19 protein-coding genes are annotated in these 19,447 nt (G+C 71.5%); 13 read left to right on the top strand and 6 right to left on the bottom strand.

Annotated features, from left to right (window positions below):
• Positions 1 to 106 precede the first annotated feature (106 nt).
• The 10 genes from F1734_RS22725 to F1734_RS22680 all read left to right on the top strand — a co-directional run bounded on the left by F1734_RS22725 (position 107) and on the right by F1734_RS22680 (position 10,557).
• The gene (locus tag F1734_RS22725) at positions 107 to 1,300 is read left to right on the top strand and encodes an NADH:flavin oxidoreductase (RefSeq protein ID WP_040270153.1); all 1,194 of its coding nucleotides are present in this window, start codon (positions 107 to 109) and stop codon (positions 1,298 to 1,300) included.
• 14 nt (positions 1,301 to 1,314) lie between these two features.
• Positions 1,315 to 3,012 carry a steroid-22-oyl-CoA synthetase gene (gene casI / locus F1734_RS22720; protein ID WP_203011107.1) on the top strand — a complete coding sequence of 566 codons (1,698 nt, stop codon included), beginning with the start codon at positions 1,315 to 1,317 and terminating at the stop codon, positions 3,010 to 3,012.
• Between the two features lie 3 nt (positions 3,013 to 3,015).
• Positions 3,016 to 3,882 (top strand): SDR family NAD(P)-dependent oxidoreductase, encoded by an 867-nt coding sequence (locus F1734_RS22715; protein ID WP_017679878.1) that lies wholly within the window; start codon positions 3,016 to 3,018, stop codon positions 3,880 to 3,882.
• Complete coding sequence (locus tag F1734_RS22710; RefSeq protein WP_048773241.1) at positions 3,879 to 4,763, top strand: LLM class F420-dependent oxidoreductase; 885 nt, start codon at positions 3,879 to 3,881, stop codon at positions 4,761 to 4,763. Before F1734_RS22715 ends, F1734_RS22710 begins: the two co-directional genes overlap by 4 nt.
• A 99-nt stretch (positions 4,764 to 4,862) precedes the next feature.
• Complete coding sequence (locus F1734_RS22705) at positions 4,863 to 6,029, top strand: acyl-CoA dehydrogenase family protein (protein ID WP_203011106.1); 1,167 nt, start codon at positions 4,863 to 4,865, stop codon at positions 6,027 to 6,029.
• Positions 6,026 to 7,006 carry a bifunctional MaoC family dehydratase N-terminal/OB-fold nucleic acid binding domain-containing protein gene (locus F1734_RS22700; protein WP_102031576.1) on the top strand — a complete coding sequence of 327 codons (981 nt, stop codon included), beginning with the start codon at positions 6,026 to 6,028 and terminating at the stop codon, positions 7,004 to 7,006. Before F1734_RS22705 ends, F1734_RS22700 begins: the two co-directional genes overlap by 4 nt.
• Positions 7,007 to 8,119 carry an acyl-CoA dehydrogenase family protein gene (locus tag F1734_RS22695; protein WP_017679882.1) on the top strand — a complete coding sequence of 371 codons (1,113 nt, stop codon included), beginning with the start codon at positions 7,007 to 7,009 and terminating at the stop codon, positions 8,117 to 8,119.
• Positions 8,116 to 8,556, top strand: coding sequence for a MaoC family dehydratase (locus F1734_RS22690; RefSeq protein ID WP_010596062.1), 441 nt, complete (start codon positions 8,116 to 8,118; stop codon positions 8,554 to 8,556). Before F1734_RS22695 ends, F1734_RS22690 begins: the two co-directional genes overlap by 4 nt.
• Complete coding sequence (locus F1734_RS22685) at positions 8,553 to 9,728, top strand: lipid-transfer protein (RefSeq protein ID WP_010596061.1); 1,176 nt, start codon at positions 8,553 to 8,555, stop codon at positions 9,726 to 9,728. The genes F1734_RS22690 and F1734_RS22685 overlap by 4 nt, the downstream gene beginning before the upstream one ends.
• 16 nt (positions 9,729 to 9,744) lie before the next feature.
• Positions 9,745 to 10,557, top strand: coding sequence for a MaoC/PaaZ C-terminal domain-containing protein (locus F1734_RS22680; RefSeq protein ID WP_203011105.1), 813 nt, complete (start codon positions 9,745 to 9,747; stop codon positions 10,555 to 10,557).
• A gap of 41 nt (positions 10,558 to 10,598) precedes the next feature.
• Here F1734_RS22680 and F1734_RS22675 read toward each other — a convergent pair whose 3' ends face one another.
• Positions 10,599 to 11,375, bottom strand: a complete 777-nt coding sequence (locus F1734_RS22675) for an SDR family oxidoreductase (protein ID WP_010596059.1) — start codon at positions 11,373 to 11,375, stop codon at positions 10,599 to 10,601.
• 173 nt (positions 11,376 to 11,548) lie between these two features.
• Here F1734_RS22675 and F1734_RS22670 point away from each other — a divergent pair, with 173 nt between their 5' ends.
• The gene (locus tag F1734_RS22670; protein WP_010596058.1) at positions 11,549 to 12,310 is read left to right on the top strand and encodes an SDR family NAD(P)-dependent oxidoreductase; all 762 of its coding nucleotides are present in this window, start codon (positions 11,549 to 11,551) and stop codon (positions 12,308 to 12,310) included.
• A gap of 63 nt (positions 12,311 to 12,373) precedes the next feature.
• Here the strand turns inward: F1734_RS22670 and F1734_RS22665 are convergent, their stop codons facing one another.
• From F1734_RS22665 to F1734_RS22655, 3 genes are all read right to left on the bottom strand, one after another.
• Positions 12,374 to 13,210, bottom strand: coding sequence for a mycofactocin-coupled SDR family oxidoreductase (locus F1734_RS22665; protein WP_124258870.1), 837 nt, complete (start codon positions 13,208 to 13,210; stop codon positions 12,374 to 12,376).
• Positions 13,211 to 13,314: 104 nt separating this feature from the next.
• Positions 13,315 to 13,665 (bottom strand): hypothetical protein, encoded by a 351-nt coding sequence (locus F1734_RS22660; protein WP_017679884.1) that lies wholly within the window; start codon positions 13,663 to 13,665, stop codon positions 13,315 to 13,317.
• 97 nt (positions 13,666 to 13,762) lie between these two features.
• On the bottom strand, positions 13,763 to 15,070 hold the full coding sequence (locus tag F1734_RS22655) for a type I glutamate--ammonia ligase (RefSeq protein ID WP_203011104.1): 1,308 nt from the start codon (positions 15,068 to 15,070) through the stop codon (positions 13,763 to 13,765).
• A 311-nt stretch (positions 15,071 to 15,381) separates the two neighbouring features.
• Here F1734_RS22655 and F1734_RS22650 point away from each other — a divergent pair, with 311 nt between their 5' ends.
• A complete protein-coding gene (locus F1734_RS22650; RefSeq protein ID WP_191902491.1) occupies positions 15,382 to 16,653 on the top strand; it encodes an NADH:flavin oxidoreductase in 1,272 nt (423 codons plus the stop codon).
• Between the two features lie 88 nt (positions 16,654 to 16,741).
• On the opposite strand, the gene F1734_RS22645 is transcribed toward F1734_RS22650, so the two are convergent.
• Complete coding sequence (locus F1734_RS22645; protein WP_203011103.1) at positions 16,742 to 17,758, bottom strand: agmatine deiminase family protein; 1,017 nt, start codon at positions 17,756 to 17,758, stop codon at positions 16,742 to 16,744.
• Entirely contained in the window at positions 17,755 to 18,720 is a 966-nt protein-coding gene (locus tag F1734_RS22640; protein ID WP_017679888.1) for a nitrilase-related carbon-nitrogen hydrolase, read from the bottom strand. The genes F1734_RS22645 and F1734_RS22640 overlap by 4 nt, the downstream gene beginning before the upstream one ends.
• A 107-nt stretch (positions 18,721 to 18,827) precedes the next feature.
• Here F1734_RS22640 and F1734_RS22635 point away from each other — a divergent pair, with 107 nt between their 5' ends.
• Positions 18,828 to 19,439 (top strand): TetR/AcrR family transcriptional regulator C-terminal domain-containing protein, encoded by a 612-nt coding sequence (locus tag F1734_RS22635; RefSeq protein ID WP_017679889.1) that lies wholly within the window; start codon positions 18,828 to 18,830, stop codon positions 19,437 to 19,439.
• The last annotated feature ends 8 nt before the right edge of the window (positions 19,440 to 19,447 follow it).

The following is a 19,447-nucleotide window of genomic DNA, read 5'->3' as shown; positions in this document are numbered from 1 at the left end:
TCGGGCCGTGGGTGCGGTAGTGGTTACCACTGAGCGGGACTCACCGTGATCCACCCGACAGCCGGGGCTACGTTCGGCGCAGAATCGCTGCCGGAGGAGCAACCGCATGTCCACATTTCTCGATACCCCGACGACAAGGATCGATCCCTTCGCCCCCGCGAAGCTCGGCCCGCTGACCCTGCGCAACCGGGTGATCAAGGCGGCCACGTTCGAGGGCCTGACCCCGAAGGGGCTCGTCACCGACGAGCTCATCGAGTTCCACCGCCGGCCCGCCGCCGGCGGCGTCGGCATGACGACGGTCGCCTACTGCGCCGTCGCACCCGACGGCCGCACCGCCCCCGGTCAGCTGCAGTGGACCGACGAGACCCGGCCCGGCATGCGCAAGCTCACCGACGCGATCCACAACGAGGGCGCCGCGGTCTCCGCGCAGATCGGCCACGCCGGTCCGGTCGCCGCCGCGAAGTACCTCGGCACCCCGGCCCTCGGGCCGAGCCGCGCCTTCCGCATGACGACCCAGAACTTCAGCAAGCCCGCCACCAAGGCGGACATCGCCCGCATCACCGAGGGCCACGCCGAGGCCGCGCGCCGCGCCGTCGAGGCCGGCTTCGACGCCGTCGAGATCCACTTCGGGCACAACTACCTCATCAGCTCGTTCCTGAGCCCGAAGATCAACAAGCGCAAGGACGAGTACGGCGGGTCGCTGGAGAACCGCGCCCGCTTCGCGCGGGAGGCCGCCCGCGCCGTCCGCGACGCCGTCGGCGACAAGATCGCGATCCTCGCCAAGCTCAACATGGACGACGGCGTGCCCGGCGGCTTCTGGCTCGACGAGTCGATCCAGGTCGCCAAGTGGCTCGAGGCCGACGGCTCGCTCGACGCCCTCGAGCTGACCGCCGGCAGCTCCCTGCTCAACCCGATGTACCTGTTCAAGGGCGACGCACCGTTGCGCGACTTCGCCGCCGTGATGCCGCAGCCGACGAAGCTGGGAATCCAGCTGGTGGGCAAGCACTTCCTGCGTGAATACCCCTACCGCGACGGCTACCTGCTCGAGGACGCCAAGCAGTTCCGGTCGCAGCTGAAGATGCCGCTGGTGCTGCTCGGCGGCATCACCAACCGGGCGATCATCGACGAGGCGATGGCCGAGGGCTTCCAGTTCGTCGCCGCCGCGCGGGCGCTGCTGCGCGACCCGGACCTCGTCAACCGCATGCAGGAGGACGCGGCCACCGCGTCGCTGTGCAACCACTGCAACAAGTGCATGACCGCCATCTACGGGGGCACCCACTGCGTGCTCCGGACGGCGTGAAGGGAGCCGCAACGATGACGAGCACCGTGAACCCCGGCACCGCCGCGACGGAAGCGGGCGTGCAGCGCGCCACCATCGCCGAGATGCTGCTCGACCGCGTCGGCGACGACCGGCTCGGCCTGCGGACCCGGGAACAGGACTGGACGTGGGACGCCGTGGTGCGCGAGAGCGCCGCGCGTGGCGCTCTCGCGCGGTCGCTGCGCGGCGACGGCCCGTTCCACATCGGGATCCTCCTCGACAACGTCCCGGACTTCCTGTTCTGGCTCGGCGGGGCCGCGCTGGTGGGCGCGACGGTCGTCGGCATCAATCCCACGCGCGGCGCGGCGGAACTCGAGGCCGAGATCAGGTACGTGGACTGCCAGCTCATCGTCACCGACACCGCCGGGATGGCGAAGCTGCGCGGCCTCGACCTGGGCCTCGGCGAGGACCGCTTCCTGCTGATCGACGATCCCGGCTACGCGGCCCGCCTCGAGCGGGTGGAACCGGCGATCGCCGACGGTGTCGGCGAGGACAGCCTGTTCCTGCTGCTGTTCACCTCCGGCACCACCGGCCGGTCCAAGGCCGTCAAGTGCTCCCAGGGCCGGTTGTCGCGGCTCGCGTACGCCAACACCGCCAAGTACGGGCACCACCGCGACGACGTGGACTACTGCTGCATGCCGCTGTTCCACGGCAACGCGCTGATGGCGCTGTGGGCGCCGGCCCTGGCCAACGGTGCGACGGTGTGCCTGACCCGCAAGTTCTCCGCGTCCGGGTTCCTGCCCGACGTGAAGTTCTTCGGCGCGACGTTCTTCACCTACGTCGGCAAGGCCCTGGCCTACCTGATGGCCACCCCCGAACAGCCCGACGACGCCGACAACCGGCTCGAGCGGGGCTTCGGCACCGAGGCCTCGCCGGAGGACAAGGCCGAGTTCGTGCGCCGGTTCGGCGCGGTGCTGTTCGAGGGGTACGGCTCGAGCGAGGGCGCCGGTTCGGTCCGGCTCGATCCGGCGGCGCCGGAGGGCGCGCTCGGCCGGCCCGCGCACGCCGGGATCGCGGTGGTGCATCCCGACACGTTCGCCGAGTGTGCCCGCGCGGTGCTCGACGAGCACGGCCGGGTGCTCAACCCGGACGAGGCGATCGGCGAGATGATCAACAAGGAGGGCGCCCGCGCCTTCGAGGGCTACTACAAGAACGACGTCGCCGACGCCGAGCGGATCCGCAACGGGTGGTACTGGACCGGCGACCTCGGCTACGTCGACGAGGCCGGCTTCATCTACTTCGCGGGCCGCAAGGGCGACTGGATCCGGGTCGACGGCGAGAACACCTCGGCGCTGATGATCGAGCGGGTCCTGCGCCGGCACCCGAAGGTCGTGACCACCGGTGTCTACGCGGTGCCGGACCCGCGGTCGGGCGATCAGGTGATGGCGGCGATCGAGGTCGCCTCGCTCACCGACTTCGACCCGGCCGAGCTCGCCGAATTCCTCACCGGCCAAGCCGATCTCGGGTCGAAGGCGATTCCCCGGTTCGTGCGGGTGTCGACGAACCTTCCCGTGACCGGCTCGAACAAGGTCCTCAAGCGCGAGCTGCAGGCGCAGCGCTGGCACACCACCGAGCCCGTGTACCGGTGGGTGGGACGCGGCGCGCCGGAGTACACCGCGATGAGCGAGTCCGACAAGGCCGCCCTGGACGAGGAATTCGCCGCACACGGCCGGCAGCGGCTGCTGAGCGTGTAGCCGATGCCCGGCACCCGCGTCGCCCTCGTCACGGGCGCCAGCCGCGGCATCGGACGCGAGACCGCCCTCGCGTTCGCCCGTGCGGGCTTCGACGTCGCCGTCACCGCCCGCACGGTCCGCGAGGGCCAGGGCGCCGTGCCGCCCCGCAGCCGCCGCGACGGCGACGAACCCATCGCCGTGCCCGGCAGCCTCGAGACCACCACCGCGGAGATCGAGGCACTGGGAGTGCGGGCGCTGCCCGTCCCGATGGACCTGCTCGACGTCGAATCGGTGCGCGGCGCGGGCCGGCGCGTCCTGGACGCGTGGGGCCGGGTCGACGTGCTGGTCGCCAACGCGTACGCGCAGACCGCGGGGAACATGGACCGGCTGCTCGACATCGACCTCGCCGACGCCGCCGCCATGATCGACGGCAACTACCTGCACCAGGTGGCGTTGATGCAGACGGTGCTGCCGGCGATGCTCGACCGCGGCAGCGGTGTGGTGATCGATCTGGTGTCCGGGTCGGCGGCGATCGACCCGCCCGCCCCACCGGGGGAGGGCGGCTGGGGCCTGTCGTACGCCGCGTCGAAGGCCGCGTTCGCCCGGATCGCCGGGATGATCAACGCCGAGTACCGGGGCCGCGGGATCCGGGCGTTCAACCTCAGCCCCGGGTTCGTCGTCACCGAGGCCGGCCGGGCCCGGGGCGGCACGCGCGCCGTCGAGGACGCCGGATTCGAGGCCGTGCCGGCGACGGTGCCCGCCGCCGCCGCGGTGTGGCTGGCGACCGCGCCCGAGGCGGACCGGCTGCTCGGCAAGGTGGTGTGGGCGCCGAAACTGATCGAGGAGACGACCGCTCGGGGAGCGGCGGCACGAGAGGACGGACGTACGTGAAGCTGGGTGTGGTGGTGCCGATCGAGCTGGGACACAGCGGGGACCCCGAGTGGATCCTCGAATTCGCGCGTGCCGCGGAGAAACTGGGGTTCGACGAGATCTCCGCCGTCGAGCACTCCGTGGTGATCGCGAACACCGGCAGCGCGTATCCGTACTCGCCGACCGGCAAGTCCCACCTGCCCGACGACTGCGACCTGCCCGACCCGCTCGAGCTGCTGTCGTTCGTCGCCGGTGCCACCACCGACCTCGGTCTCGCCACGGGCGTGCTGGTGCTGCCCAACCACCATCCGGTGGTGCTGGCCAAGCGTCTGGCCACCCTCGACCGGCTCTCCCGCGGCCGCGTCCGGATCTGCCTGGGGCTGGGCTGGATGCGGGAGGAGATCGAGGCGTGCGGCGGCGACTTCGACCGGCGCGGAAAGATCGCCGACGAGGCGATCGCCGTGATGCGCACCCTGTGGGCCGGCACCGACCCGGCGGGAGCGGACTTCGACGGCGAGTTCTACTCCTTCCGCGGCGCCCACAGCTGGCCGAAGCCGCACCGCGAGAGCGGGGTGCCGCTGTACATCGGCGGGCACAGCGCCGCCGCGGCCCGCCGGGCCGGTCGCCTCGGCGACGGATTCCAGCCGCTCGGCCTGGCCGGGGAGGATCTCGATCGGGCGATCGGGCAGATGCGCCGCGCCGCCGAGTCGGCCGGCCGCGATCCCGGCGCCGTGGAACTGGTGCTCGGGGCGACGCTGCCGCGGCTCGACGAGGCCCGCATCGACCGGGCCCGCGCCCTCGGGGCGACGCGGATGGTGCTGTCGGCGTCGCCGAAGGCCGGGACGCTGAACCGGGTCGTCGACGAGATGGCCGCCTGTGCCGAACGCCTCGGCCGGGTCTGACCGGGCGGTTCCCGCTGTCCGAGACGGTCCGCCCGCTCGGCGGCCCCGCTGACTAGCGTCCGAGGTCACAACGACATTCGGTCGCTAGGAGAATTCGCGATGGATCTGAAGGAATCCCCGGAGCAGGTCGCGCTCAGGAGGGAGCTGCGCGCCTACTTCGCGTCGCTGCTGCCGGAGGACAAGCGTCGCCGCGCCGGTGAGCAGGGAGTGGGGGGCGAGCACTTCCGCGAGGTCGTCACGCTGCTCGGCAAGGACGGCTGGCTGGGGATCGGCTGGCCCACGGAGTACGGCGGGCAGGGCAAGTCCATCGAGGAGCAGTTCGTCTTCTTCGACGAAGTGCAGCGCGCGGGCCTGCCGTTCCCGTTCGTCACCGTCAACACGGTCGGCCCGACCCTGATGAAGTACGGCACGCAGGAGCAGAAGGACCGCTTCCTGCCCGGCATCCTTTCCGGCGACATCGTCTTCGCCATCGGCTACACCGAGCCGGAGGCCGGCACCGACCTGGCGTCGCTGAAGACCCGCGCGGTGCGCGACGGCGACGAGTGGGTGGTCGACGGCAACAAGATCTTCACCTCGGGCGCCAACACCGCCGACTACGTGTGGCTGGCGTGCCGCACCGACGCCGACGCCCCCAAGCACCGCGGGATCTCGATCCTCATGGTGCCGACCGAGGCGCCCGGGTTCTCGTGGTCGCCGATCCACACCGTCGGCGGCCTGTCGGTCACCGCCACCTACTACAGCGGCATCCGCGTCCCCGACCGGGACGTGGTCGGGGAGATCAACGGCGGCTGGCCGCTGATCACCGCCCAGCTCAACCACGAGCGCATCGGCCTGGCCGCGATCGGCGGCCGCACCTACGGGCTGTGGCATCAGGTGCTGGACTGGGCGAAGGAGAACGGCGCCATCGAGATTCCCTGGGTGCAGCAGGAATTCGCCCGCACCCACGCGAAGCTCGAGGCGATGCGGCTGCTGAACTGGAAGATGACCGCCGCCGTCGCGGCCGACACCCTCTCGGGCGCGGACGCCGGTGCCACCAAGGTGTACGGCACCGAGACCCACGTCGACGTGTACCGGACGCTGCTGGGCATCCTCGGCGCGGCCGGTCGCATCCGTCCCGAATCGCCGGGCGCGGTGCTGGCCGGTCAGATCGAGCAGATCTCCCGGCAGGGCATGGTCAACACGTTCGGCGGCGGCGTCAACGAGGTCCTGCGCGACATGGTCGGCACCATGGGCCTGGGCCTCGTGCGGGAGAAGAGGGTCAAGTGAGCGAACTGCTGACCACGCTGCGGGCGTTCGAGGGGCAGACCCTGACCCCCACCACGTGGGGGCCGGACGAGGTCAACACCCCGATGATCCGGCACTGGGTCGAGACGATGGGCGACACCTGCCCGATCTACCTCGACGACGAGGCCGCCCGCGCCACCGGCCGTGACGGTGCCGTCGCCCCCGCGCTCATGACGCAGGTGTGGACGATGCGCACCTTCACCGACAAGATGGCGAACAACGACCCGTCGCAGGTGTGGACCGACCTGATCGCCACCCTGGACGCCGCCGGGTTCACCTCCGTCGTCGCCACCGACTCGGACTTCGAGTTCTTCACCGAGCTGCGCCCCGGCGACCGGGTCTCGCTCACCGAGGTGATCGAGTCGATCTCGGAGGAGAAGAGGACCGGGCTCGGTGCCGGGCACTTCGTGACCACGCTCAAGACGTACCGCAACGGCGCCGGCGAGGTCGTCGCCACCCAGCGGTGGCGCACCCTCCGTTTCCGGCCGAAGGGCACGGCGCAGCCGAAGGGCACGGCGCAGCCTGACGATGCGGCGCAGGCGAAGCCGAAGGGGCTGCGTCCGCGCCCGGCGCTCAACGCCGACAACGCCTTCTGGTTCGAGGCGGCGAAGGAGCACCGGCTGGTGATCCAGCGCTGCACGTCGTGCGGCACCCTGCGGCACCCGACGGGACCGATGTGCGGGCAGTGCCGCTCGCTCGACTGGGACACCGTCGACGCGTCGGGCCGCGGCACCGTCTACAGCTTCGTGGTCAACCACCACCCGCAGATTCCCGGCTTCGAGTACCCGCTCGTCGTGGCGACGATCGAACTCGAGGAGGGCACCCGCCTGATCGCGAACATGACCGGTGTCGCGCCGGACGCGGTGGAGATCGGCATGCCGGTGGAACTGGACTGGATCGACGCCGACCCGGATTTGACGCTGCCCGCGTTCCGGCCGGCCGCACGGGAGGACTCGTAGATGGATTTCAACTTCAGCGAAGAGCAGGAAGCGATTCGCGGCCTCGCCCACGAGGTCTTCACCGGCAAGGCCGGCATCGACCGGGTCAAGCAGGTCGAGCTCGGCGACGAGCGCGTCGACCGGGAGCTGTGGCGCGAACTCGCCACCACCGGTCTGCTCGGCGTCGCCCTGCCCGAGGAGCTCGGCGGCGGCGGTCTCGGATTGTCGGAGCTGTACGTGCTGCTCGAGCAGCAGGGCCGGCACGTGGCGCCCGTCCCGATCTGGCAGTCCGTGCTCGCCGCCCTGGCGGTGGTCGAGTTCGGCACCGACGCGCAGCGCACCGCGCTGGTTCCCGGCGTCGCCGACGGCAGCCGGTTCCTGACGATCGGGCTCGAGGAGTTCGGTCCGTACGTCGACGGCGCTCCGGCGACCACCGCGACCGAGACCGGCGGCGGGTGGCACTTGACCGGCGCCAAGGCCGCCGTCCCGGTCACCCACGTCGCGGAGCGCGCGATCGTGTCGGCGACGACGCCGGCCGGTGCCGCGCTGTTCGTCGTCGACCTCGCCGGTGACGGTGTCACCGTGGAGCAGACGCAGTCCACCACGTGGGAGATCTGCGGCAACGTCACGTTCGACGCGGCGCCCGCCGAGCTGCTCGGCCCCGCCGACGGCACCGCGGTGCAGTGGTTGCTCGACCGCGTCGAGCTCGCGCTCGCCGCCCTGCAGCTCGGTGTCGGTGCCGGGGCGGTCGAGCAGGCCGTCACCTACCTCAACGGGCGCATGCAGTTCGGGCGTCCGCTCGCGACGTTCCAGGCGGTGGGCCATCAGCTCGCCGACTGCTACATCGACCTCGAGGCCATGCGGGTGACGCTGTGGCAGGCGGCCTGGCTGCTCACCGAGGGCGCGGACCCGGGCACATCGGTGCTCGTCGCCAAGTGGTGGGCCACCGACGGCGGTCAGCGCGTCGTGCACCGCACGACGCACGTGCACGGCGGAATGGGCGTCGACACCGACTATCCGGTGCATCGGCACCTGTTGTGGGGCAAGCAGATCGGCGCCACCCTCGGCGGGTCCGCGTCGGATCTGGCGCGGCTCGGTGCCCAGCTCGCTGCCGGGGTCGAGGTGGTGGCATGACCGCCACCGTGTCCACGGACCGCAGCTACGACGACATCGAGATCGGCGAGGTGCTGCCCGAACTCGCGATCCCGCTCACCCGCACCCTGATCGTCGCGACCGCCCTCGCGACCCGCGACTTCCAGGACGTCCACCACGATCCCGAACTCGCCCGCGAGCGCGGATCGAAGGACGTGTTCATGAACATCCTCACCAGCAACGGCCTGGTGGGCCGGTTCGTCACGGACTGGGCCGGTCCGTGCGCCGTGGTGCGGCGGGTGAAGATCCGCCTGGGCGCACCGAACTACCCCGGCGACACCATGACGATGACCGGTGAGGTGGTCGGCAAGTCCGACGGGCTCGTCGAGGTCCGCGTCCGCGGCGCCAACAGCCTCGGCGACCACGCCGCCGGCACCGTCACGATCGCCTTCACCGACCGGCCGGGAGGAACCCGATGACCACCCCGCTCTCCGGTGCCGCCGCGATCGTCGGCATCGGCGCCACCGAGTTCTCCAAGAAGTCCGGCCGCTCCGAGCTGCAGCTCGCGTGCGAGGCGATCGTCGCGGCGCTGGCCGACGCCGGCATCGACCCGTCCGAGGTCGACGGCCTGGCCACCTACACGATGGAGACCAACGGCGAGATCCTCGTCGCCCGCAACTGCGGACTCGGGGAACTGAAGTTCTTCTCCCGCATCGGGTACGGCGGCGGGGCGGCCTGCGCGACCGTGCAGCAGGCCGCGATGGCCGTCGCGACGGGCGTCGCCGAGGTCGTCGTGGTCTACCGTGCGTTCAACGAACGTTCCGGGGTCCGGTTCGGTCTCGGCCAGCACGACCGGCCGATGGATTCGACCGCCGACCGCGCGGCCTACGCGTGGCTGACCCCGCAGGGACTGGCGACTCCCGCCCAGTGGGTCGCGATGTTCGCCCGCCGGTACATGCACCAGTACGGTGCCACGAGCGAGGATTTCGGCCGGGTCGCCGTCGTCGCCCGCAAGCACGCCGCGAACAACCCCGCGGCGTGGTTCTACGGCAAGCCCATCACGCTCGAGGACCACCAGAACTCGCGGTGGATCGCCGAGCCGCTGCACCTGCTCGACTGCTGCCAGGAAACCGACGGCGGGCAGGCGCTCGTCGTCGTCTCCGCCGAGCGGGCCCGGGACCTGCGGCACACACCGGTCCTGGTCAAGGGCGCCGCGCAGGGCTCCGGCAAGGACCAGCACATGATGACCAGCTACTACCGTCCGGACATCTCCGGCATCCCGGAGATGGGTCTGGTCGGCCGCCAGCTCTACGCGCAGAGCGGCCTGAGCCCGGACGAGATCGACGCCGCGATCCTCTACGACCACTTCACCCCGCTGGTGCTGCCGCAGCTCGAGGAACTCGGCTTCTGCCGCCCCGGCGAGGCGAAGGACTTCATCCGCGAGGGCAATCTCGAGCTCGGCGGCCGGTTGCCGTCCAACACCCACGGCGGGCAGGTCGGCGAGGCGTATCTGCACGGCGTCAACGGCATCGCCGAGGCGGTGCGCCTGCTGCGCGGCACCTCCACCAACCAACCCGACGGCGTCGAGAACGTGCTGGTGACAGCGGGAACCGCGGTTCCCACCTCCGGCCTGATCCTCGGCGCGGCCTGAACCGGAAGGACACGACATGACGGCAGTGGAGCAGAAGGCCGGTGCGTGGCGCGGCGCCGACCTGGGCACCCGCACGGTGAGTTACGACGAGCGCGACGCGATCCTGTACGCGCTCGCCGTCGGCGCCCAGCCGGCCACCGACCTGGACCTGGTGCTCGAGGACCGGCTGCGGGTGCTGCCGACGTTCGCGCTGACCCTCGCCCAGTGGGCGCCGGACGAGCTGGGCTCGCGGGGCGCGTTCGACACCGGCACCGCGCTGCACGGCTCGCAGGAGCTGACCGTGCTGGCTCCGCTGCCGCGCCGCGGCGAGGTGGAGCTGCGGGCGTCGGTGGGTGAGGTGTGGGACAAGGGCGCCGCGGCCGTGTTCGAGGTCCGGGTCGAGTGCGAGTACTTCGTCGCGACCTGGTCGATCTTCGCGCCCGGCGCGGGTGGGTTCGGCGGCGAGCGCGGCCCGTCGAAGCCGGCGGCCCCGCAGGGCGAGCCGGAGCTGACCGCGCCTCTGGCCACCGCCGCCAACCAGGCCGCGCTCTACCGGCTCACCGGCGACCGGCACCACATCCACATCGACCCGGAGGCGGCCGCGCGGATCGGGCAACCGCGTCCGATCATGCACGGGCTGTGCACGCTCGCGGCGGCGACATTGCCGCTGGCGCGGCTCGTCGGTGCGCATCCGGCGGATCTCACCGCGCTGCAGGGCCGCTTCGCGGCGCCGGTGTTCCCCGGCGACGTCGCCGAGTTGCGGGCCTGGGGTGGACGCGACGACGTGGCGTTCGAGGTGGTCGGGGACGGACGGGCCGTGATCTCGGGGGCGCGGGCGTCGTTCGCGTGACGTGGGATCGGTGCCCGGCATCCGGGCACCGATCCGCGCGGTCACTTCCCGTGCAGGGCCATGTACCGGGCCGGGAACTCGCCGCCGCCGTGGACGGCGAGGTCGGCGCCGTTGACGTAGGCCGCCAGGTCGCTGCCGAGGAACAGGCAGGCCCGGGCGATGTCCGACGGGACCGCCATCCGCTCCATCGGCAGGGTCCGGGTCACGGCGGCGCCGCCGTCGTCGCCGTACACCGACGCGGCGGCCTCGGTGCGGATCAGGCCGGTGGTGATGTGGTTGACGCGCACCTTCGGGGCCCATTCGAGGGCGAGAGCCTTCGTCAGGCCCAGCAGGCCGGCCTTGGCGGCGGTGTAGGCGGCGGTGCCGGGCTGCGGGTCGTGCGCCGAGACGCTGCCGATGTTGACGATCGCGCCGCCCTCGGGCTGTTCCTGCATCACCCGGTTGGCGGCCTGCGCGGCGTAGAACGGGGCGAGCAGGTTCAGTGCGACGATCTTCTCCACGAAGCGCGGGGAGACGGTGGCGGCGTCGGCGTCCGGCGACCCGCCGGCGTTGTTGACGAGCACGTCGAGCCGGCCGAACCGGGCGACGGTGTCGTCGACGAGGCCGGCCACGTCGGCCGGGTTGCGCACGTCGACGGCCCGGAACGCGGCGCTGCGGCCGTCGACCGCGGGCAGCGTCTCGGGTTCGTTGCGGGCGCAGACCAGGACGTCGGCGCCGGCGGCGAGGAAGTGCTCGGCGACGACGAAGCCGATGCCCTTGGTGCCGCCGGTGACGATCACGGCGCGCCCGGTGTGGTCGGCAGGATTGGGAAGGTGCACGTGGCTACCTTTCTGCGAGTTCGGAGCGGTTCGAGACTGCTTGCCGTCCGACGCTTTTCGCGGGCGACGGTGGAAACCGACATAGACAAGCAAGTGCTTGGTCAAGGATAGTGGACGGGGAGCCTGGGACGCACCAGGACTTCCGAAGTGGCGAGAGAACCGGAGCAGGACACATGAGCAAGCTGGACGGCAAGGTCGCGCTCATCACGGGCGCGGGGCAGGGGATCGGCCGGGGCATCGCCCTCGCCCTCGCCAAGGAGGGCGTGCGGATCGCGGCGGCGGGCCGCACCGAATCCAAGGTGATCTCGACGGCCGAGGCGATCGAGGAGCTCGGCGGCAAGGCACTCGCCGTGCGCTGCGACGTCAGCAACCCCGACGACGTCGACGCGGCGGTCCAGCGCACCGTCGAGCACTTCGGCGGCGTGGACATCCTGGTCAACAACGCCAACGACTGCCGGCCCGGACCGCTGCTGTCGTTCACCGACGACGAGTTCGAGCGGTCCTTCGCCACCGGACCGCTCGCGACGCTGCGGCTGATGCGGGCCTGCTACCCGGTGATGAAGGAACGCGGGGGCGGATCAATCGTCAACCTCGTCACCTCGGCGGCGGTCCGGTGGGACGCGAGCAACTACGGCGTCTACGGATCGATCAAGGAGGGCATGCGGTCGCTGACCCGTGCCGCGGCGTGCGAGTGGGGCGTCGACGGCATCCGCGTCAATGCCATCGCCCCCCACGCCCTGTCGCCGGGACTCGAGCGGTGGATGGAACGCAACCCCGAGGAGGCCGAGGAGTTCCGCGCCGGAATCCCCCTGCGTCGCATCGGCGACCCCGAGACCGACATCGGCCGGGCCGTCGTCTTCCTCGTCGGCGAGGACGCCGGCTACCTCACCGGCGCGACCATCCCCCTCGACGGCGGTCAGTCCCGCTGGGGCTGACGCCCCCGGTGCGTCCTTTGGGCTGCCCTGGCCGCCCAAAGGACGCACCGGCGCCGGAGGCGCCTATCCGGTCACCCGGCCCGCGTTGCCGGCGTCGACCGGCAGCACGGTGCCGCTGATGTGGGCGCTCGCCTCGGCGGCGAAGAACAGCACCACGCGGGTGATCTCCGCGGGATCGAGCCACGGCACCGGCTGTGCGTGCAGGCTCTGGAAGACCGGCGCCACGTCGTCGGCGCCGGGGTGCTCGAGGTCCGGGCGCATCAGGCCGTAGAGGAAGTCGTTGTGGATCATCGGCGTCGAGATGTTCCCGGGGGCGATCGCGTTCACCGTGATCCCGTGCGGAGCCAGATCCAGCGCGGCGCTCTTGGTCAGGCCGATCACGCCCCACTTCGACGCGCTGTACGCCGCCATGTTGGTGCTGCCCGCGCGCCCGAGCATCGACGAGATCGTCACGATCCGGCCGTACCCACGCTCCACCATGCCGGGTGCCACCGACCCGACCGTGTTGAACACCCCGGTCAGGTTCGAGCCGATCGCCTCGGCCCACTGTGCCTCGGTCATCGACTGGATCGGGGCGGCGACCGACACTCCGGCGTTCGCCACCGCGATGTCGATCCGGCCGAACTCCGCGTGCGCCTGCGCGACGAGTTCGTCCATCGCCGGGCGGTCCGCGGTGTCCAGCTTCGCGGTGAGGCACCGGCGCCCGGTCGCGCGCACCGCCTCCGCGGTCTCCTCCAGGTCGGCCTCGGTGGCCAGCGGGTACGGCACCACCGGGCTGTCGGCACACCGGTCGCACAGCACGATGTCGGCGCCGCGCTCGGCCAGCGCCACCGCGTGGCTGCGTCCCTGCCCGCGTGCCCCGCCCGTGATCAGCGCGACCCGGCCTTCGAATTCACTCATCGATTCACTCCTCCTACTCGGTCAGCAGGTCGATGCTGCTGCCCCGGGAGGGCGGCGACACTCCGGCGATCCCGCTCAGCGGGAGGAGGGCAGGTCGTGGATCCTCACGCGACGGCTGCGACGGGCACGGACGCAGCGCCCATGCCCGACGGTGCGTAACCGGGCCGGTACGACGGTTGCGACCGGTTCCCCGAGACGAGTACCGCGACGACGACGAACGCGACCGCCAGCAGCACGGCCAGCACGCCGACGACCGTCCACAGATCCGGTCGCCACGAGCGCCCGCGGGGCTCGTCGCCGTAGGTCAGCCGTTTGACGCGTCGGACCTCGGCGCCGGAGGCCGGGACCCGCGCCGCGGAGTGCGACGCCGGCGCCGCGGCCGGCTCGCCCGGGACGAGCAGCTTGGCGATGGGCTGGGTGGACGCGAGGGGGTCCACCGACTCGGGATTGTGCATGGTCGTCCGTTCTCCACAGGTGTCGACTGTCCGCAGTTGCCGACGGCCGTAGATCGACAAACCCGGCACGCCCGTTACGGTGAAATTCGCCACGCCCTCAGGTGGTCCATGCGAAACGGAACCGCTCCGCGAGTTCGGCGGGTGGCCGCGCGCGGTACTCGCCGTACTCGTAGCTCTTCACCGCGAGCAGCGCCTCGCGCAGCGACGGCCCGAACAGGTCACCGGCGAGCCGCGACGAGGCGAGGGCCGCGAGCAGGTCGTCGGGGCTCGTGGGCAGGAGGTCGACCCCGAGCGCGGCGCGTTCGGCGTCGGTCAGCCGGACGGGATCGACCGGGACCTCCGCCGGCAGCGGCAGTGCACCGACGAGGCCGGCGTGCGCGGCCCCGAGGATCGCCGCGCAGGCGAGGTACGGGTTCGCCGACGGATCCACCGGCTTGACCTCGAGATGCGCGCCGTGCGGATTCCCAGGCGTGAGGGCGCACAGCCGCACCGCGGCCTCGCGGTTCTCGAGTCCCCAGCAGCACCAGGCGCCCGCCCACATGCCCGGCCGCAGCCGCAGGTGCGAGAGCACGGACCCGGTGAGGACGGCGCCGAGGTCGGGGAGGGCGCGCAGGATGCCGGCGACGACGCTGCCGCCCGCGTCCGTCATCCCGTGCGGGCCGGCGCCACCGGACAGCAGCGGCCGCCCGTCCCGGGTGAAGGACACGTGGACGTGGGCGCCGTTGCCCGACCCGCCGGCGACGGGCACGGGCGAGAACGACGCGCGCATCCCGTGGGCGCGCGCGGTGCGACCGATCAGGATGCGCGCGAGAACGAGGTCGTCGGCCGAGCCGACCGGGTCGGTGGGGGACAGGGACAGTTCGAACTGCTGCGCGCCCGCCTCGGCGTGGATCTGCTCGATCCCCAGTCCGGCGCCTGCGGCGGCACGCAGCAGGTCGGCGACGAACTCGTCCTGCCCGAGGACGGCGCCGAGTCCGTACGCGGCCCACTCGCCGTGCCCGCCGACGAGCGTGAACTCCACCTCGTGCCCGATCCGGGCCTGCACCCCGATCCCGGCGAGAGCGTCGACGACGCGTTCGAGCACCCCGCGGGTGCACAGCGACGACCGTGTCCCGTTCTGGTCGTACAGGCCGGCAGGAGCCCATCGGATCCCGTCGCCGATACGCCGGAGCCGGTCGCGGTCGATCCGCAGCCGCAGATCACCCGTCACCGACAGCGACGGTGTGAACGCCAGGTGGTCGTCGACGCAGAACACCGCCCAGCTCGGCGACGCCCCCGCACCGACCTCGATGAACCACGAAAGCATGTGCGCGGGAAAAGTTTTGGCGCGCGAGATCCCGGTCGAGTCGACGATCGAACCGACGATCCGATCCGCCGCCCCGGTATCGAGCCGTTCCTCCGTCACAGGAAACCTCCCGCACGCGCCGTGGGCCGTCCCGAGGACACAGTAGAGGGGGGACGGGTCACGGGGGCCGTCTTCGCCGACACCGGACAGCGCCGGCGACGACCGTCGCGGTCGGTGCTCGGAGACGCAGTGGATGTCGCCCCGCGGTGGAAGGGCGGCCCTCTTCGTCGCGCACCGTCGCCGGGGTCCGCCGTCCGGACGAGCGCCGAGCCCGTGCGGTGTCCGCTGAGAGGGACGCTCGTTGACACGGGCACGGCTGCCTGCGGAATGTAAGTGGGGTCACATCCACTCAGTCGGGAGGGCTGCTCGCCATGACCGTTTCGGAAACCTCGACCGGGTCGGCCACCGCGCCCCGGGATCCGTTCGCCCCCGCGACGTTGGGCCCTGTCCGGCTCCGCAACCGCATCGTCAAGGCCGCGACATCGGAGGGGCGTTCACCCGAAGGTCTGGTCACCGACGACCTGATCGACTTCCACCTCGGCTTCGTCCGCGGTGGGGTGGGCATGACGACGGTCGCGTACTGCTGTGTGGCTCCCGAGGGCGCCAGCGCGCCCGGTCAGATACTGATGAACCGGCAGGCGCTTCCCGGCCTGCGGAAGCTGACGGATGCCGTCCACGAGGCCGGTGGCGCAATCTCCGCTCAACTCGGCCACGCCGGTGTGGTGGCCTCGAAGAAGATCACAGGCGTCACCGCGATGGCACCGAGCCGGGTGATCAACCCTTCGTCTTTCGAGTACTGCCGCGAAATCGATCGAGCCGAGATCCAGAAGGTCGTCGATCAATTCGGTGAGGCGTCCGCCGTCGCGGCCGAGGCCGGGTTCGATGCGATCGAACTGCACTTCGGCCATCTGTATCTGCCGAGCTCGTTTCTCAGTCCGCTTCTGAACCGCAGGAAGGACGAGTACGGGGGCAGCATCGACAATCGCTCCCGCTTCGTCCGTGAGATCGCCCACCGGGTGCGGGAGGTGGTCGGCACGCGAGTGGCTGTCACCGCGAAAATGAGCATGGACGACGGGATCCGCGGCAGCATCTGGCTCACCGAGTCCCTTCGCACAGCGCAATTGCTCGACCAGGACCGCAACCTCGATGCGCTCGAGCTGACGCAGGGCTCGTCCTTCTTCAAGCAGATGTACCTGTTCCGCGGCGACGTGCCTGTCGACGAGTTCGCGTCGGTCATGAAGGAACCCTTCAGGACGGGTGTGCGCCTGTTCGGCAAACGGGCGCTGGGTTCGTATCCCTACGAGGATCTGTACATGCTCGAGTCCGCTCGCCAGTTCGTTCCCGTCATGGAGCACACCGCGTTGATCCTCCTGGGCGGGATCAACAACTACGACCACATCACCACCGGAATGCGGGAGGGGTTCGACTTCGTCGCCATGGGGCGCGCGCTGCTGCGGGAGCCGGATCTGATCGAGCGCATCCGCGCGGACCACACGGTGACCGGACGGTGCAACCACAACAACAAGTGCATGTACACCGTCTACGGCCGTACCCACTGTGTGCTCGTCCCCGATGAGCGCCCGGGGAACGTGGCGATCACGGGTCCGACGCCCTTCACCGCGTCCCGTACGGCCGCACGGTAGCGAACCACCGACCCGGCCCGGGAATCTGCTCCGGGCGCTGTTCAACGGACGGGCCGGCGGTGCCGGCGCGGCGGCACCGCCGGACCCGTCACCGCGGTTGGTGCTGGGTGATGCAGTGGATGCCGCCCCCGCGGCGGAAGAGCGGCCGGGCGTCCACTCCCACGACGCGCCGGCCCGGATACGCGGCCGCCAGGATCTCCGCGGCCTCGTCGTCGGCGGGGTCGCCGAAGCGGCAGGCGATCACCCCGCCGTTGACGACGTAGTGGTTGATGTAGCTGTAGTCCACCCAGCCCTCGTCGTCGCGCACCGTGGCCGGGGCCGGCACCCGGACGATGCACCACGGCTCGCCGCGGACGTCGGTCGTGTGCTGCAGCCGGTCGACGATCTGGGCGGTGACGTGGAAGTCCGGGTGGTCCCGGTCGCGCTGGTCGTGGACGAGGACCACACCGGGGGACGCGATCGCGGCGACGATGTCGACGTGCCCGCGGGTGCCGTAGCGTTCCTGGTCCCGCGTCAGCCCGCGCGGCAGCCAGATCGCGCAGGTCGCGCCGAGGGTGCGCCGCAGTTCCGCCTCGACCGCGGCCTTGTCCAGGTGCGGGTTGCGCCCGGGGTCGAGCTGGACGGTCTCGGTGAGCAGGACGGTGCCGAGACCGTCGACCTGGATGCCGCCGCCCTCGTTGACCAGCGTCGAGGCGACGCGCTCGACGCCGGCGCGCTCGAGCACGAACGACGCGATCCGGGCGTCGCGGTCCCAGCGGGCCCAGTCCTGGGCGCCCCACCCGTTGAACACCCAGTCGACCCCGCCGCGGCGGCCGTCGTCGTCGAGGACGAAGGTCGGCCCGATGTCGCGCATCCAGGCGTCGTTCAGCGGGGCCTCGATCAGTTCGACGTCGCGGGACAGGTATCGGCGCGCCGCGTCGACCTGGCCGGGATCGGCCACCACGGTGACGGGTTCGAACTCGGCGACGGCATGCGCGACCGCGGCCCACGTGGCGCGGGCCTCGTGGCGCTCCTCCGCGGTGTCGCCCAGCGAGTATCCCTCGGTGGGGAAGGCCATCCACGTGCGCTCGTGCGGTTCGCCCTCCGCGGGCATGCGCCAGCTCATCGCGTGGCCCCGAAGGGGGCGTGCGCATCCACCGGCGCGGTCAGCGAGCCGTAGGTGTCCGGGCGGCGCGTGGTCAGGAACGGGAACAGCGACAGCCAGTCCCGGCGCTGCGCGAGGTCGAGATCGGCCACCAGCACGGCGGATTCGTCGCGCGGGGCCTGCACCAGGATGCGGCCGTACGGATCGGAGACGAACGAGGAGCCGTAGAAGGTCACGGCTCCCTCGCAGCCGTACCGGTTCGGCACGATCATGAACGTGCCGTTGGCGATGCCGTTTCCGACGATCACCTGCTGCCACAGCGGACGGGTGTCGAACTCGGGATGGTCGGGTTCGGAACCGATCGCCGTCGGGTAGACGAGGATCTCGGCCCCGGCGAGCGAGTACGCGCGCGCCACCTCCGGGAACCACTCGTCCCAGCAGGTCGGCATGCCGATGCGGGCGCCGTCGAGGCCGTCGGGGGTGTGGACGGGATACGGGTCGGTGGCCGGTCCGCCCCGGAAGTAGGTGTCCTCGTGATATCCGGCGGTCACGGGGATGTGCAGCTTCCGGGTGCGGGCCACCGGCTCGCCGGCCGGGGAGACGAGGACGGCGGTGTTGTAGCCGAGTCCGTCGGAGCCGTCGGCGCGTTCGTAGAGGGAAGCGTGCACGAACACGCCGTGGGCGGAGGCGGCGGCCGCGGCGAAGGCGACGGTCGGGCCGGTCCGCAGGTCTTCGGCGGTCCGGGCGGCGTCGGTGCCGCCGGGTGTGTCGGCCGGGTAGCGGCTGAGGGTGAGTTCGGGCAGGAACACGACGCGTGCGCCCAGGCCGGCGGCGGTGGCGATGCCCTCGGTGAGTTCGGCGCGCAACGCCCGTTCGTCGTCGTGCCAGCGGTGCTGGACCAGTCCGACGCGCAGCGGCGGCCGATCGGGGGTGTCCACTCGGCACAGCGAGTCGGGCGGCGTGGTGGCGGTGATGGTGAGCATGGGGTCCTCGGGAATCGGTCCGGGGAATAAAACGAATGTGATTCGTTAAGTATGGTGGACGAGCGCGTTCCGGGCAAGAGCCCACGACGATTTCGAGGAGTGTCCGTATGCCACGACCGCCCACGCGGCTGCTCTCGCCCGAGATCATCACGGACGCCGCCATCCGGATGGTGGACACCGCGGGCGACTTCACCATGCCCGGACTGGCCGAACGGCTGAAGGTGCGGCCGTCGTCGCTGTACAACCACGTGTCCGGGCGCGCCGAGATCGTCGAGGCCATGCGGGCCCGCATCATGTCCACCATCGCCGTGGGCGCCCCGGCCGGCGACTGGTCCGAGACCGTCGCCGCCCTCGCCCGCGAGTACCGTCGCGCCTACGCCGCGCATCCGCGGCTGATCCCGCTGTTCACCGCGCAGACCGTGCAGTCGCCGGTCGCGTTCGGGCTGTACAACGCTCTGGCACAGGCATTCACCGATGCCGGGTTCACCCCGGCGCAGGTGCTGCATGCCGTCACGACGGTGGACAGCTTCGTTCTCGGCTCGGCGCTCGACCTCGCCGCGCCCGAGGTGGTGTGGGCGAACGTCCCCGAGACCGGGGACGCGATGCGCGCCGCGCTGCAGACCGCGGGCCCCAATCCGCAACGGGCCGATGCCGCCTTCGAATTCGGCCTGCGCGCACTGGTGGCCGGCCTGGTCGCACAGACGCCGGCCGGGCGCTGAGCGGCCCG

Origin of the sequence: Rhodococcus ruber (genome assembly GCF_016804345.1) — a bacterium.
GTDB classification, from domain to species: Bacteria; Actinomycetota; Actinomycetes; order Mycobacteriales; family Mycobacteriaceae; genus Rhodococcus; species Rhodococcus ruber.
The sequence above is the reverse complement of the archived record's forward strand: the minus strand, read 5'-3'. Positions and strand labels throughout refer to the sequence as shown.

Bases quoted from the DNA above. Each gene is read 5' to 3' on its own strand.
- F1734_RS22725 (WP_040270153.1), top strand. From the start codon at position 107: ATGTCCACATTTCTCGATACCCCGACGACAAGGATCGATCCCTTCGCC.
- casI (WP_203011107.1), top strand. From the start codon at position 1,315: ATGACGAGCACCGTGAACCCCGGCACCGCCGCGACGGAAGCGGGCGTG.
- F1734_RS22715 (WP_017679878.1), top strand. From the start codon at position 3,016: ATGCCCGGCACCCGCGTCGCCCTCGTCACGGGCGCCAGCCGCGGCATC.
- F1734_RS22705 (WP_203011106.1), top strand. From the start codon at position 4,863: ATGGATCTGAAGGAATCCCCGGAGCAGGTCGCGCTCAGGAGGGAGCTG.
- F1734_RS22695 (WP_017679882.1), top strand. From the start codon at position 7,007: ATGGATTTCAACTTCAGCGAAGAGCAGGAAGCGATTCGCGGCCTCGCC.
- F1734_RS22690 (WP_010596062.1), top strand. From the start codon at position 8,116: ATGACCGCCACCGTGTCCACGGACCGCAGCTACGACGACATCGAGATC.
- F1734_RS22685 (WP_010596061.1), top strand. From the start codon at position 8,553: ATGACCACCCCGCTCTCCGGTGCCGCCGCGATCGTCGGCATCGGCGCC.
- F1734_RS22680 (WP_203011105.1), top strand. From the start codon at position 9,745: ATGACGGCAGTGGAGCAGAAGGCCGGTGCGTGGCGCGGCGCCGACCTG.
- F1734_RS22670 (WP_010596058.1), top strand. From the start codon at position 11,549: ATGAGCAAGCTGGACGGCAAGGTCGCGCTCATCACGGGCGCGGGGCAG.
- F1734_RS22665 (WP_124258870.1), bottom strand. From the start codon at position 13,210: ATGAGTGAATTCGAAGGCCGGGTCGCGCTGATCACGGGCGGGGCACGC.
- F1734_RS22660 (WP_017679884.1), bottom strand. From the start codon at position 13,665: ATGCACAATCCCGAGTCGGTGGACCCCCTCGCGTCCACCCAGCCCATC.
- F1734_RS22650 (WP_191902491.1), top strand. From the start codon at position 15,382: ATGACCGTTTCGGAAACCTCGACCGGGTCGGCCACCGCGCCCCGGGAT.
- F1734_RS22645 (WP_203011103.1), bottom strand. From the start codon at position 17,758: ATGAGCTGGCGCATGCCCGCGGAGGGCGAACCGCACGAGCGCACGTGG.
- F1734_RS22640 (WP_017679888.1), bottom strand. From the start codon at position 18,720: ATGCTCACCATCACCGCCACCACGCCGCCCGACTCGCTGTGCCGAGTG.
- F1734_RS22635 (WP_017679889.1), top strand. From the start codon at position 18,828: ATGCCACGACCGCCCACGCGGCTGCTCTCGCCCGAGATCATCACGGAC.